The following is a 13,602-nucleotide window of genomic DNA, read 5'->3' as shown; positions in this document are numbered from 1 at the left end:
CCGTACACCTCGGAGTCATCCCATGAACACCCGCACCACCCCTGTCATCAGCGTCCGCGGCCTCCGCAAGGACTTCCCCGGCCCCTCCGGCGGCGTCCTGCCGGTCCTCGACGACGTCACGTTCGACCTGTACGAGGGGCAGGTCGTCGCGCTGCTCGGCAAGTCCGGCTCGGGCAAGTCCACACTGCTGCGCCACGTCGCCGGACTGCTGGCGCCCTCCGGCGGCACCGTGCACTACCGGGGCGAGCCGGTCACCGGCCCCCACCCCGGTACGGCGATGCTTTTCCAGTCCTTCGCCCTGATGCCGTGGCTGACGGTGCAGCAGAACGTCGAACTCGGCCTCCAGGCCCGCGGCGTGCACGCCGCCGAGCGGCGTGGCCGGGCCCTGCGCGCCATCGACATGGTCGGCCTGGACGGCTTCGAGAACGCCTACCCCAAGGAGCTGTCCGGCGGGATGCGGCAGCGGGTGGGCTTCGCCCGCGCCCTGGTCGTCGAGCCGGACGTGCTCCTGATGGACGAGCCGTTCTCCGCCCTGGACGTGCTGACCGCGCAGACCCTCCGCAACGAGCTGCTGGAACTGCTCGCCCACCCCGACACCCCCACCCGCACCGTCCTGCTGGTCACCCACTCCATCGAGGAGGCCGTCCAGCTCGCCGACCGCGTCCTGGTGCTCGACACCCGTCCCGGCCGGATCAAGGCCGACCTGCGGGTCGCCCTGCCGCAGCCCCGCGACCGCCGCGACCACGGCTTCCAGGCGCTGGTCGAGGACGCCTACGAGGCGCTGACCGGGCAGCGCACCACGCCCGCGGCCGGTCCCGGCCAGGATCCGCTGCGGGCCGCCGAGCCGCTGCCGACGGCCACCGTGGAAGCGCTCACCGGCCTGCTGGAGCTCCTGGACACCCGGGGCGGGGCGGTGGACCTGCCCGCGCTGGCCGACGCGCTGGCGTACGAGGTGGACGATCTGATGCCGGTGGTCGAGGCGGCGCAGCTGCTCGGCTACGCCAGGGTCGCGGGCAACCGGCTGCACCTGACGGGCACCGGCCGCGGCTTCGCCCGCGCCGACATCCTCCCGCGCAAGCACCTGTTCGCGGCCGCCGCGCTCGCCAACGTCCCGCTCATCGCGACCATCCGCACGCTCCTGCTGGCCTCCGACAGCGGCCGGCTGCGCGAGCCGTACCTGATCGGACGGCTGCGCGGCAACGCCTCCGAGCGCGCCGCGCACCGGCAGCTGGCCACCGCGGTCACCTGGGGCCGCTACGCCGAACTGTACGAGTACGACGCGGACGACCGCGTGCTGCTGCTCCCCGCCGAGCACCGCCGCGACGCCGCCTGAACGCGGGGCCCGGCGCTCCGGGCCCCGACCGCGGCCACAGGACCGTGCCCACAGGACCGCGACCACCGAACCGCGCCCATCGGTACTCCCGAGGAGGACCACCGTGAAGCCGCACCAGATACCCGTGCAGCAGGGACCCGTGCAGCAGATGTCCGTGAAGCCGCATCGGACCGTGGCGGGTCCGACCGTGCCGGATCCGACGGTGCCGGGTCCGACCGTACCGAGACCGGTCGTCCCGGGCCCGCCGGCGTCCGGCGCGGGCCCGGCCGGGGCCCTCCGCGCCCTGCTCGCCGTGGCCGTGCTGCCGGCGCTGGTGGTCACCGCCGTCGCGCTGTCCCCGCCGGCCGTCACCCCGCTGATCTGCGCGGGACTGCTCGGCGCGGGCTGTACGGCGGTGGCGTTCGCCGTCGTGGGATGGCACTGCCTGTCCCGCCGTACGCAGAGGGGCGGGGCCCGGTGAGCACGTCCACCCGGGGCGCCGCCGCCCGTGCCGCGCGACGCCCGGGGCTGCGCATCGCCGTCCCCGCCCTGCTCCTCGCCGGGCTGCTGGCCTTCCCCGGGCTGCTGCCCAACACACCGGGGCACCTCGGGAGTCTGGCCGAGACCGCGCTGCCCTGGTTCGGTGCGGTCGTGCCGGTCCTGCTGGGGTGGGCGGCACTGCGCCGCTCGGTGGCGGGGGCGGCCGCCGCGCTGGTGCCCGGGGTGGTGTGGGCCTGTGTGTTCCTGCCCGGCTACCTCTCGGGCGGGGACGGCGGGCGGGCCGACTTCCACGTCCTGACGTTCAACGTCGGCGGCGACCGCACGGCACCCGCCGAGGTCGCCCGGCAGGTGATCGGCACGGGGGCCGACGTGGTGGCGCTGGAGAAGGTGCCCGCGTCGGCCGTGCCCGCGTACGAACGGGCGCTGGGCGCGGTCTATCCGTACCACGTGACGGCCAACACCCTCGGCCTGTGGTCCCGTTACCCGGTACGCGAAACGGCGGCCCTCAATCTGGGCGGCGCCTGGCCGCACGTCGTACGGGCGCTGGTCGGCACCCCGGGCGGCGACACCGCCGTCTACGCCGTGCGCCTGCCGTCCGTACGGGTGCGGGCCGACGCGGGATTCACCGTAGAGGCGCGGGACCGGAGCGCGGCCGAGCTGGCCGGCCGGGTGCGGGAGGACCCGGCGGACCGTGTGGTGCTGCTCGGCGATCTCAACGGCAGCCTGCGCGACCGGGGGCTGGCGCCGCTGGCCCGGCAGCTGGCCGCCGCGCAGCGGGAGGCCGGGCGCGGTCCGGGCTTCACCTGGCCCGCGGCGTTCCCGCTGGTCCGCATCGACCACGTCCTGCTGCGCGGCCTGACGGCCACCGCGTCCACCGTGCTGCCGGACCACCTCGGCAGCGACCACCGGCCGGTGCTGACGGGGCTGCGCGGGGCCGGTGGGGCGGGTGGTACGTGAGGCGGGTGGGGCGGGCGGCACGTGAGGCCGCCGGTGGCGGGTGCGGCGGACCGCGCCGCCCGGACGCGCGGCCGACGTACCGGAACGGCCGATCGCCGGGTTTGTCCGGGCGGACCGCTGGACACCCAGTCTGCGTACGGGCAGAACGATCTCCCTTCAGAACGATCTCCAGGAGGCGTCCATGACAGCGCAGGTCGGCGACGAACTGTGGGACGAGTTCCACCGGGCCGTCAACATGACCTCACGTGAGCTGCAGGAGTGGCTGAGCGTCGAGGCCGCGGGCGAGAACAGCGAGGAGGTCCCCGACCGGGCCGGGCGGCCCCTGGGGCGGCAGGTCCTGGAGATCCTCGGCAAGCGCCGCACCGACCTCACCGACGACGACGCGGCGGCCATGCGCCGCGTCGTAGAGATCGTCGGCACCCAGCGCCCGGCGGGTACGGACGTGACGGCCGGCGGTACGGACTGGCGCCACGGCCTGATGGACATCGGACACGATCCCCTGAAGCCGCAGTGAGCCCTCGGGATCGGGAACGGCCACCACGGACCGAAGTGACCGCCCGACCGCTTGCTCACCTCCCCAGCGCCCGCGTCCGCAACGCCAGCAGCGCCGCGAAGCGGAAGTCCGGGTCGGCGAGGCGGCCGTCGAAGAGGGTGTCCAGCTGACGCAGGCGCTTGCGGGCCGTCTGCGGGTGGATGCCCAGGGCCTGGGCGACCTCGGGGGCACTGCGGCCCCATGACATGAGCAGGGCGTCGAGCGTCTCCGCCAGCCGCGCCGCCCGGCCCGCGGGCAGCCCGTCGAGCGCGCCCAGCGCACGGTCCGCCAGCAGGCGCCCGATGTGCGCGCCGCCCAGCAGGTGCACGTCGGCCAGCCGGTCGGCGACGACCAGGAGGCCGCCGTCCGGCGCGCCCGTGTCCCGGTGGTGGTTCAGCGCCAGCCGCACGCACACCAGCGACACCCAGGCGTCGCGCGGCGCGACGGCCGGGCCGAGTGCCGCGGTCCGGCCGCGGACCGCGCCCCGTACGTCCTCGATACCGGCCGGGCCGCCGTCCCCCGGCTCCGGGAGAACCACCACGAGGTCCGCTCCGCGCGACAGCGCCAGGACCTCCCCGCCCAGCCCCGGCACGGTGAACCGGCTGCCCGCGGCGTCCCGTACGACGAGGCAGGCGACCTTGCGGGGCAGCGGCCAGCGGGCCCGCGCGGCGAGCGCTTCGAGCGGCTCGCGGGGCGTGCCGCGCGGCTGTTCCAGCAGCGCCTGCGCCAGGGCGCGCCGACTGCGCTGCACCTCGCCCTCCGCGCGGGCCTGCGCGGCGACGAACCCCCTGACCGCCTCGTTGGACAGGGCGTTGATGTGCGTCAGCACCGCTTCGTGCAGCGGCAGGACGATCTCGGTGGGCAGCGAAGCCGTCCGGGCGATCTCCGCGTAGCGGCGGCTGCCGACCCGCGCGCCGACGCGGAAGGCGGCCTGGAGGCCGTCCGTGGTGCGCCCGTTGAGGAATTCCACGCGCCCCAGGTGGCGGAAGTGCCGTACGTGGTGGTCCTGCGCGCTCTCGGGGGCCTCCGCCAGCTCCGCGAACTGGCGCATCGCACGGCACACCGAGTCGACCAGGTCGCGCCCCAGGGCGGAGTCGAGCGGGCGCCGGTAGGCGGGCACCTCCTCGCGGATGGCCTCGACCATGTCGGTGGCGATGGTGTCGATCCTGGGGCGCAGCAACGAGCCGAACGACGACGGCAGTTCGTGCCAGGGCCCGCGCGCGAACGTCTCGCCGGGCGGGTTCTGCATCGCGGGCCTCCTCCGGACCATGGGCGGCAGGGCGTTCGAGTCCCCGGGCCGGGATCGTGCCCCGTTCCGGCCCCGGCGGTCCAGCCTCGTACGCGCCCGGGGGCGGCGACGGCCCGCCGCCCACCGCCTCCCGTAGTCCCTCCACCGGCTCCGGTGGCTGACCCGGCGGCCCCCGAAGATGTCATCCATGTGACACATTTCTCGCCACCGGGCCCTTTTCCCTGGCGTAACGGCCCTTGCGGCGCGAGCGTGGTCCCGACGTTACGCGCCGGTAGCTTCTTCCCGGCCCCGGTACACGGGGTGCCGGTCCGGCGTGCCGCGTCCGCCCTTCTTGTGTCCGTACCGATCCACGGCAAGAGGAGTACACGTGATGCGCAGCAACGGGACCATGCGCACGAGACGCCGCCGACGGCCACTGGCCGCGCTGACCGGCCTGGTGGTGACGGCCGGTCTGGTGCTGACCGGCACGGTCACGGCACCGGGCGCCCAGGCCGCGACCGCACGGGCCACCGCCGCGACGGCGGCCTCCGCACCGCACGCGACCGCTTCCCCCACCGCCGCCGACCCCGTCGGGCCGCGGCAGGGCGACTTCCTGTCCGCCTTCCTCTACTCGGTCGCCAAGCCGACCGCCCTGCCCATCGGCGCGAACGACTGGTCGTGCAAGCCGGGCCGGGCGCACCCCCGCCCGGTCGTCCTCGTGCACGGCACCTTCGAGAACCGGTACGCCAACTGGGCCGCCCTCTCCCCCACGCTCAAGGACGCCGGCTACTGCGTCTTCGCCCTCAACTACGGAGGTGCCCAGGGTCCCGTTCTCGCCACCGGCGACATCGCGAAGTCGGCCGGGCAGCTCGCCGCGTTCGTCGACCGGGTGCGGGCGGCGACCGGCGCGGACAAGGTCGACCTCGTCGGCTACTCGCAGGGCGGCATGATGCCGCGGTACTACATCAAGAACCTGGGCGGAGCCGCGAAGACCGGCAGGCTCGTCGCCTTCGTCCCGCCCAACCATGGCACCTCGCTCCTCGGCCTCGGCCTGCTGGCCCGGCTGATACCCGGCGTCGACGTCGTGGTCGGCGCGGCCTGCCCCGCCTGCGAGCAGCAGGTCGTCGGCTCGCGCTTCCTCAAGGAGCTGAACGCCGGCGGCGAGACCGACCCGGCCGTCGACTACACCGTCATCACCACCTGGTACGACGAGGTCGTGACCCCCTACTCCTCGGCGTTCCTGGCGCCGGCCCGCAACGTCACCAACGAGACGGTCCAGAGCCACTGCCTGATCAGCCCCATCACCCACCTCAACATCACCTACAACCGGACGGCGACCCGCCTCGCCCTGAACGCGCTCGACCCGGCCCACGCCCAGCGCCCCACCTGCTGACGCGGCGGGGCCCCGGCGGGCCGCGTGCGACCGCCGGGGCCCTGGTCGGGGAAGGTCCGGAGTACTGGCAGTATCGAAGGATGGCAGAACTGATCACCGCCGCCTGCGACGGGGCGTCGAAAGGAAACCCCGGGCCCGCGGCCTGGGCATGGGTCATCGCGGGGGCCACGGGCGCCGTGGAGCGCTGGGAGGCCGGGCCGCTGGGCACCGCGACCAACAATGTGGCGGAACTGACCGCGCTGCGGGAGCTGTTGGCGGCCACCGACCCCGCGGTGCCGCTCCAGGTGCGGATGGACTCGCAGTACGCGATGAAGGCGGTCACCACCTGGCTGCCGGGGTGGCGGAAGAAGGGGTGGAAGACCGCCGCGGGCAAGCCGGTGGCCAACCGGGACCTGATCGTCGCGATCGACGAGCTGCTCGCCGGGCGGTCGGTGGACTTCGTGTACGTACCGGCGCACCAGGTCGACGGCGACCCGCTGAACGCGGCGGCGGACGGAGCGGCCAGCGAGACCGCCCGCACCCAGCAGGCCATCGGCAGCGCCCTCGGCTCCGCGCTGCCGGAACCGGAGCCGCCCGCCGCCTCCTCCGGCGGGGCGGCGCGGCCGTCGCGTGCCGGGCGGGTCCCGGCGGCGCGCCAGGGCAAGGGCCCGCGGCCGTCGCGGGGGACCATCAAGGCGCGGTTCCCCGGACAGTGCCGCTGCGGGCAGGCGTACGGCAAGGGCGAGCCGATCTCGAAGAACTCCGAGGGCTGGGGCCACCCGGCGTGCGCGGCGGGTGCCGGAGCGGCCGGATAGCAGCGCGGACGGCGGCACGGACGGCGGCGCGCCCCGGGAATTCCGGAGGTGCGCCGCCGTCGGCGTTTCCCGCCGGTTTCTCCTCGCGAAAGGCGGCGGGGCCGGATATCCGTCGCCTTCGCGGTCGCACAGCCACATGAAAAGCTTGTCCTACTTGTCGTACGACCCACTCTCGGCATGGATGTCGACTGCGCCCCGGATAACTCGTCCGAGTGAAGTACCAGCCTGTTGACGCCGGCGTACTCCTCCAAGGAGGCCCGGTGATGGAATCCTTTCTTCCTGTGATCAGGGAGCTGCCATCCGGGGAGCCCCGCGACTCTGCAACTCCTGCCTTCCGCCCTGCACTTGGACCGCCACCGCGCCCCGGCGCGCGGCGGTGTGCCGGCATTCCGGAGGACGGAATTGCGGAAAGAGTGGCTGGTAGAATTGAAGTTTTCTCGGTGTACGGCACTTGTGGCCGCGGTGGGATCCTTGGCCGCCGTTCTCACGGTCGGCGCCCCGACGGCGACACCGCAGGAACCGCCGTCGGTCGCCGCGGACTCCGCCCGTTATGCCCACGAAGGTGAGCAGCGGGCTTTCCGGGACGAACAGCTCCCGCAGAGCGCGATGCCCGGCGGCCGGTCGAAAGGGGTCATCTCCCCCATCGGCCACCAGGGCTTCCGCCTCCGTTACGACGGCTCGGACCGCGGCCGCGTCCTCGCGCTCGAACGGCGCTTCCGCGCACTGCGGCCGGTGTCCCTCACGTCCTGGCTGAACACCCGCGCGTACCCGGCGCCCCACCTCTCACGCTGCCCCACCAGGGTGCCGCTGGCCGGCGCGGACGGCTTCTGCTGGCAGCGCGGGTCGTCGGACGACCTGGGATGGGCGTACGTGCCGCAGGGCCTGACCGGTTCGGGGGAGGCCGAGCCGCGCTCCGGACGCTGGCAGGGACGCAGCATCGTCGCCGCGAGCTGGGCGTCCAGCTACAGCCACCCGAGCGCCCCGCGCAACCGGCACAACCGCCCCTGGCGCGGCGCCAAGCAGATCGACCACTTCATGAAGGTGTCGTTCACGGACGTCACCGACCAGGGCCGGGCGCGCTACCGCAGCGCCCTGCTCGTCGCCCCGCAGCGCAACGGTTTCGCCGCGCTGAAGGGACACGGCGACACCCTCTCCTGGTACGGCCCCTACCTGTTCCTCTACAGCAACGAGCGGCTGCGCGTCTTCGACGTGCGCCACCTGTGGGCCACCACCGCGACCTCGGGGCGCGTGGGCGTGCACCGCGGCGCGGTGAGCGCCAACTGGCAGGCGGCCGCGCTGCCGCAGGTCGGCGAGTACTCCTTCATCGGCCGCCGCGGGTGCGGCAGCAGCCCGCACGAGACGCCCTGCTTCAGCGGCGCCTCCATCGACCACGGCTCGTCGTTCTCGCCGTCGCTGGTGACCGTCGAGACCAGCAGGCCCACCTCCCGTGTGGTGCGGTGGCCGCTCAGCCCGACCAGCCACCTGCTGCGCTCCGACAGCCGCGGCCTGGTGCAGGCCACTGCCGGGTACCAGGTGCCGCTGGCGGGTCCGCAGGGTGTCGTGCAGCTGGAGGACCGGTTCTACTTCACCGCGATGTGCCCGGACGCGCGCCGGCGGTTCGGTGAGCCGTACTGCCTCTACCGGGGCAGCGCCAACGGCCCGGTCCGCGTATGGAGCCGCACTCCGGCGGCCGCCGAGAACCTCTCCTACTGGCCCGCCACCGAGCGGCTCTGGGTCTCCAACGAGTCCCCGTACCGCAAGTACGTACGTCCGCACCCCGAGCTGAACGGACGCGTCGTCTACAACGTGTCCCTCTCGGAGGACTGACACCGGTCCTCTTCGGAGGGCCGGCACCGGCCGTCTTCCGAGGGCCGGCGCACGACCGCGATGTCCGCCCGGCCGGGCCCCTTGACGGCCGGGCGGACCTCTCCCGGGGTGCGGCCGAACCGGTCGCGGAAGACCCGGGTGAAGTGCGGCCGGCCGGCGAAGCCCCAGCGGTGGGCGATGTCCGCGACGGTCAGCCGGGCGGACGCGGGGTCGGCCAGGTCCTGCCGGGCCCGCTCCAGGCGGCGTTCCAGGATGTACCGGGACGGGCTCGGACCGGCCTTCCGGAAGTCGCGGCCGAGCTGGCGCGTGGAGACACCGAGCGCGTCCGCCACGTGCGTGGGGCACAGCCGGGGTCGGCCAGCCGCGGGCTGCCGAGGCCGGTGTTGGCCTGCGTGGCCGGCAGGCCGTCCTCGGAGTACGGGGAGCACGTCAGGCCGACCAGGGCCCGCCGGTTGTAGTCCTCCCACAGGTCCACACGGCCCGCGGGGGCAACCGACCGGGTCGAGATCCGGGAGAAGGCGGCGGGACGTCCGGCGCGCGGGCTCAGCGGAACAGTCCGTCGACGTGGCCGGCCCCGAGGCCGACCCGCTCGTAGTGGGCGCGGCACATCGCGATGTAGTCGTGCACGTCGAAGCAGCCGGTGGGCTCGCCGTGCTCGTCGAGCCAGATCAGCGGGCCCTTGACGATGAACAGGGTCTTCATCGGCTCGTCGCTCTCGTACGCGACCAGGGTGTGGCCCTCCCCCGGCGCCTCGTACACGAAGTCCCCGGCGCGCGCCGTCCAGGGCCGTTCCAGGTACCCCCACATGCCGGAGAGGGTGTACGCGAACACCTCGTGCGGGTGGTAGTGCCGGTTGACCAGGCCGGCTTCCTTCGCGCGCAGGATGTCGGACCAGGAGTTGTCCTTGACGTTGATCCGCAGCGGGCGCGAGCCCACGGTCCCGGTGAACGGCGCGTAGTAGCGGTCGTCGCCGGTGGCCGCGCCCGGGATGCGGACCTCGGGCAGGGCGTCCGGCTTGAAGGAGTTCTCGATCGGCTTCAGGTTCTTCCAGAACCCGTCGGCTGCCTGCCGGGGCATGGCGTACTCCGTTGCGGTCGTCCGGTTCCGTCGGACGGGTGGCCGGAAGTCAACCGCGGCCCCGGCCGTCCCGTCTTGCCCGCGACGGACACCGCCGTTGCCCGATCCGGCCGTCCCGCCGGCCCGGTGCGGCTGAAGGGCGGACCCGGTGACAGCGAACGGGTGGTTGTGGGCCTTGCGGCGCCGTCCGCGGGCAGACGGATACGGAGGGGGGCGGTACGGATTGTTCGATACGGCTTCATCGGTACGGCTTATGACGAGGATGGGTCAGGCATGAGCGAATACGAGCGTTCCCGCACGATGCCCGCGCTGCCCGAGCACGTATTCGACCAGGCGAGCAACGTGGGGCAGCTCGACAGCTGGCTGCCGCAGGCTCTGCACGTCCGCGCGGAGGAGCTGCCGGCGGTGACCGTGCACGAGGACCGTACGGGCGAGGACGCGCCCGCGCTGTTCCGCGCCGAGCGCGAGCAGATGCGGCTGGAGTGGGGCACCCGCGAGACCGGCAGCTACGCCGGCTGGCTCCAGGTGTCCGGGATCGGCAGCGGCGCCAGCGAGGTGACGGTGCACCTGTCCTTCTTCGAGGAGCGGCACGACCCCGGCGAGAAGGAGGTCAACGCCGAGTTGGACCGCAGCCTGGAGCGCCTGGCGGAGCAGGTACGGCTGCGGGTCGACGTCGGGGGCAGCGGCTGACCGGGGCGGCCGGGCCACGCGTACGGCACCGCGCCCGGCCGTGGCCGCGGTGCCGCGGGCGGCCCGCCCAGCGCGGCCGTTCCCCGGCCCTTGCGCCGGCAGGTCACGCCCGGGCCGGGGAGGCAGCGCTCGCGGTACCGGAAGGCGGACCCTTCCGGCGGAGGGTCAGCGCTTGCGCTGGAAGGTCTTCCCCCGGTGCGCGTCGGCCGAGCACGACGCCTTCTCGGCCGCCGTCATCTTCCGCGTCTTGACGACCACCGCGTTGCTGACGCCGTCCGTACCGTTGGCCGCCGGACCGGTGACGGTGTCCGGGACGAACCAGTAGTAGTGCCCCCACTTGGGGCTGTCGTAGTGCGTCTGCCAGGTGCCCGAGACGGTCTGCATCACCTGGGCGCGGGAGATCCAGCCCACCTCGCCGGGCTGGACGGTCATGTCCAGCGAGCTGTTCTCGGTGTGCGAGCTGGACCAGGTGTGGCTGTACTGCGCCGTGACGCTCAGGTCGATGATGCCCGCGAGCTTTCCGCCGGCGGTGACGGAGACGCCCGCCGTGTCGGTGGACCCCACCGTGTCCGACCAGCCCATCGACTGGGTGGCGGGCGACGAGGTGCAGTTGTACAGCGAGTTGGACACCTGCCGGAAGTCGCCCAGGTACGCCTTGCCGAGCACCGGCTCGTTGAAGCTGCACTTGCCCTCGCCGGACGCGCAGTCGGCTATCAGCTGCTTGCGGTCCGGGCCGTCGGCCGCCGCGGCCGGCCCGGTCATCGCCGCGGCCAGGCCCGCGGCCGTCGCCGCGAGCACCAGCGCGCGTCCTCCGTGCCGCACGGTGCGGTTCTTCGCCATGTTCCGATTCCTGCCTCTCGCCTTGCCTCGTGGATGCGGCCACGCCGTTGAATCCTCAACCGGCCTGTGGTAACCGCCTGTTGCGTGAGAGGCTGATGCAAAAGGTGTTCCCATGACACCAAATGTTGGTCAAGTTGTAGGTGTTCGTTACAGGCATTCCCCCCGGCACCCGGCCTGCCGCGCGTCGGCGGCGTTCACGACGGACGCCGGCTCTCCGACCGGGCCGGACCGACCAGGACGTCGCTGTGCGGGGAGCGGGCCTTGGCCGGTGGCCGGACGGCCCGACCGGCGGTGCCCCCGGGGTCCGGGTACAGCAGCGCGTGGCGCCTGCGGGCTTCGGCCGCGGCCTCCGGGCGCGGCACCGCCGTGTGCTCCGCCCTGCCGTCCGGCCACAGCGTGGTGACCAGGCACAGGCCGTCGAGACGGCGCGCGTCGCGCAAGTGCCGGGCCACGCCCCGCACTCCGGCCGGCACCGTCAGACATGCCCCGCCCGCGGTGTCGAACTCCGCGACGGCCAGGCCCTCGGCCCCCAGCAGTCTCCCCACCGCCCCGCGTTCTCGCCCGGACCCGAAGCACCACACGTCGCTGTGGCGGTGCACGACGACCGCGGCCGCCTCCGGTCCCGTACCCACGGCGGTCCCGCCGTCCGGGGCCTCGCACCAGGGAAAGGGACGGCACAGCAGCCGCACTCCACCGCGCTCCGCCCAGTCCACGGCGCCCTCGTGGACGACCTTGGCCCCGTGCCGGGACATCCGGCGCGCTCCCTCGTAGCTGATGCGGGAGAGGGTGCGGGCCTCCGGGACCAGGTAGGGGTCGGCGGTGCACACTCCGGGCACGTCGGAGAAGAGTTCACAGGTCTCGGCACCCAGCGCGGCGGCCGTCGCCACCGCCGAGAGGTCCGAGCTGTTACGGCCCAGCATGACGGTGCGTCCCTCCGCGTCGACGGCCTGGCCACCGGGGACGACCGCGACCGGGCAGCAGGCCAGGGCCCCGGCCAGCGCCCCGGGGCCGGCCGAGACGAGCGCCGCCCGGTCGGCCGGCCCCTCGGCGAGGAGTCCGGTGTCCGCCGCCTGGAGGGGGCGGGCCGGCACGCCCTCGGCGTCGAGCGCGGCGGCCAGCAGGGCGACGCTCACCGTCTCACCGGTGGTCAGCAGCATGGCCGCGGCGTCCGCCGGCGGGTCCTCGGCCAGGGCGTCCAAGGTCTGCTGGAGCCTGCCCGTCGTCCCGGACATCGCGCTCGCCACCACGACCAGCGGGCGTCCGTCCTCGGCGGCGCGGCGCGCCGCGTACCGGGCCACCCGGTGGTAGCCGTCGAGGTCGGCGAAGGCCGAGCCACCGAACTTCAGCACCAGCGGAGGCCCGACGGGCACGCGGCGGGCCGTCATCCGAGCCACCCGTTCTTCAGGGCGAGTTCCACGATCTGCAGCGCGTTGAGCGCCGCCCCCACCCACAGGTTGTCGGCGACCACCCAGAGCGCCACCGCCCGGTCGTCCTCCGGCTCGACGCGTATCCGCCCGACGTGGACCAGGGCACGGTCCTCCGGCCGGGCGAAGACGGTGCGGGGCATGGGGTACGAGGGGCTCTGCGACCGGCCGTAGGCGCGTATCCCGGGTGTCGCGGCCAGGGCGGCCTCGACGGACCCGGCCGTGACCGGCTCCCGCAGCCTGACGTGCACGGCCTCGGAGTGGCAGTCGAAGACCGGGACCCGGACCGCGGTGGCGCTCACCCGCAGGTCCGGCAGGCCGAGGATCTTGCGCGGCTCGCGGACGAGCTTGCGCTCCTCGTGCGTGAGCCCGGTGGCGTCCGGCAGCCCTATCTCCGGGACGAGGTTGAAGGCCAGCGGCTGTCCGAAGCGCCCGCCGGGGGCGCCCTGCGCGCGGGGGTCGTCCAGGACGGCCCTGGACTCCTCGGCCAGTTCGCGCAGACCGCGCACGCCACCGCCGGACGCCGCCTGGTAGGTGGCCACCACGACGCCTTCCAGGCCCGCCAGTTCGTGCAGCGGCTTCAGGGCGCGCACCAGCTGGATGGTCGAGCAGTTGGGGTTGGACACGAGGTTCGACGCCGGCCGGTCGTCGAGCGCGCCGGGGTTGACCTGCGGTACGACGAGGGGAACGTCGGCGCGCATCCGGAAGGCGGAGCTGTTGTCGACGACCAGCACCCCGGCCGAGGCCAGCCGCTCCGCCTCGCGGGCGCTGATCTCCGCTCCCGCGGAGAAGACGGCGACGTCCAGGCCCCGGGGGTCCAGCCCGTCGAGCGTCACCAGCTCCGCCATGGGCAGCGACAGCCCCAGTTCGCCGCCCACGTCCCGGCCGAGGCTGCGCCCGGAACCGACGGGCACCACCTGTTCCACCGGCACGATCCCGCCGTCGAGCAGGGTCAGGCACTCCCGGCCCACCGCTCCGGTGGCCCCCACTACCGCGATGCGCAGCATGCACGTCCTCCTGTCGGCCC

14 protein-coding genes are annotated in these 13,602 nt (G+C 74.1%); 8 read left to right on the top strand and 6 right to left on the bottom strand.

Annotated features, from left to right (window positions below; translation table 11 throughout):
• Positions 1-22: 22 nt before the first annotated feature.
• The 4 genes from CP973_RS19150 to CP973_RS19135 all read left to right on the top strand — a co-directional run bounded on the left by CP973_RS19150 (position 23) and on the right by CP973_RS19135 (position 3,284).
• Positions 23-1,333 (top strand): ABC transporter ATP-binding protein, encoded by a 1,311-nt coding sequence (locus CP973_RS19150; protein WP_150242321.1) that lies wholly within the window; start codon positions 23-25, stop codon positions 1,331-1,333.
• A 103-nt stretch (positions 1,334-1,436) separates the two neighbouring features.
• Positions 1,437-1,793: a hypothetical protein gene (locus tag CP973_RS19145; RefSeq protein ID WP_150242319.1), complete on the top strand. Its 357-nt coding sequence runs from the start codon at positions 1,437-1,439 to the stop codon at positions 1,791-1,793.
• Positions 1,790-2,770, top strand: coding sequence for an endonuclease/exonuclease/phosphatase family protein (locus CP973_RS19140; RefSeq protein WP_167538372.1), 981 nt, complete (start codon positions 1,790-1,792; stop codon positions 2,768-2,770). The genes CP973_RS19145 and CP973_RS19140 overlap by 4 nt, the downstream gene beginning before the upstream one ends.
• Positions 2,771-2,951: 181 nt before the next feature.
• Complete coding sequence (locus CP973_RS19135) at positions 2,952-3,284, top strand: DUF3140 domain-containing protein (protein WP_150242315.1); 333 nt, start codon at positions 2,952-2,954, stop codon at positions 3,282-3,284.
• Positions 3,285-3,339: 55 nt separating this feature from the next.
• On the opposite strand, the gene CP973_RS19130 is transcribed toward CP973_RS19135, so the two are convergent.
• The gene (locus CP973_RS19130) at positions 3,340-4,551 is read right to left on the bottom strand and encodes a PucR-like N-terminal domain-containing protein (protein WP_150242313.1); all 1,212 of its coding nucleotides are present in this window, start codon (positions 4,549-4,551) and stop codon (positions 3,340-3,342) included.
• 370 nt (positions 4,552-4,921) lie between these two features.
• On the opposite strand from CP973_RS19130, the gene CP973_RS19125 reads away from it, so the two are divergent.
• The 3 genes from CP973_RS19125 (at position 4,922) to CP973_RS19115 (ending at position 8,544) form a co-directional block, all read left to right on the top strand.
• Entirely contained in the window at positions 4,922-5,923 is a 1,002-nt protein-coding gene (locus CP973_RS19125) for an esterase/lipase family protein (RefSeq protein ID WP_150242311.1), read from the top strand.
• Positions 5,924-6,003: 80 nt separating this feature from the next.
• Positions 6,004-6,717 (top strand): ribonuclease H family protein, encoded by a 714-nt coding sequence (locus tag CP973_RS19120; RefSeq protein WP_150242309.1) that lies wholly within the window; start codon positions 6,004-6,006, stop codon positions 6,715-6,717.
• Positions 6,718-7,188: 471 nt separating this feature from the next.
• Positions 7,189-8,544 (top strand): hypothetical protein, encoded by a 1,356-nt coding sequence (locus CP973_RS19115; protein ID WP_150242307.1) that lies wholly within the window; start codon positions 7,189-7,191, stop codon positions 8,542-8,544.
• Here the strand turns inward: CP973_RS19115 and CP973_RS19110 are convergent.
• Together CP973_RS19110 and CP973_RS19105 are read right to left on the bottom strand one after the other, a co-directional pair.
• Positions 8,517-8,876, bottom strand: a complete 360-nt coding sequence (locus CP973_RS19110; RefSeq protein ID WP_244409603.1) for a helix-turn-helix transcriptional regulator — start codon at positions 8,874-8,876, stop codon at positions 8,517-8,519. The two genes, CP973_RS19115 and CP973_RS19110, sit on opposite strands and share 28 nt — an antisense overlap.
• A gap of 211 nt (positions 8,877-9,087) precedes the next feature.
• Positions 9,088-9,621: a 2,4'-dihydroxyacetophenone dioxygenase family protein gene (locus tag CP973_RS19105; RefSeq protein WP_150242303.1), complete on the bottom strand. Its 534-nt coding sequence runs from the start codon at positions 9,619-9,621 to the stop codon at positions 9,088-9,090.
• A gap of 273 nt (positions 9,622-9,894) precedes the next feature.
• Here CP973_RS19105 and CP973_RS19100 point away from each other — a divergent pair, with 273 nt between their 5' ends.
• Positions 9,895-10,311 (top strand): SRPBCC family protein, encoded by a 417-nt coding sequence (locus tag CP973_RS19100; protein ID WP_150242301.1) that lies wholly within the window; start codon positions 9,895-9,897, stop codon positions 10,309-10,311.
• Between the two features lie 165 nt (positions 10,312-10,476).
• Here CP973_RS19100 and CP973_RS19095 read toward each other — a convergent pair whose 3' ends face one another.
• The 3 genes from CP973_RS19095 to CP973_RS19085 form a co-directional block, all read right to left on the bottom strand.
• A complete protein-coding gene (locus CP973_RS19095; protein WP_150242299.1) occupies positions 10,477-11,151 on the bottom strand; it encodes a hypothetical protein in 675 nt (224 codons plus the stop codon).
• A gap of 194 nt (positions 11,152-11,345) precedes the next feature.
• Positions 11,346-12,536 (bottom strand): amino acid kinase family protein, encoded by a 1,191-nt coding sequence (locus tag CP973_RS19090; protein ID WP_150242297.1) that lies wholly within the window; start codon positions 12,534-12,536, stop codon positions 11,346-11,348.
• A complete protein-coding gene (locus CP973_RS19085; RefSeq protein WP_150242295.1) occupies positions 12,533-13,582 on the bottom strand; it encodes an aspartate-semialdehyde dehydrogenase in 1,050 nt (349 codons plus the stop codon). The genes CP973_RS19090 and CP973_RS19085 overlap by 4 nt, the downstream gene beginning before the upstream one ends.
• Positions 13,583-13,602 lie beyond the last annotated feature (20 nt).

Origin of the sequence: Streptomyces albofaciens JCM 4342, from assembly GCF_008634025.1 — a bacterium.
In the GTDB taxonomy this organism is placed as follows: Bacteria; Actinomycetota; Actinomycetes; order Streptomycetales; family Streptomycetaceae; genus Streptomyces; species Streptomyces albofaciens.
The sequence above is the reverse complement of the archived record's forward strand: the minus strand, read 5'-3'. Positions and strand labels throughout refer to the sequence as shown.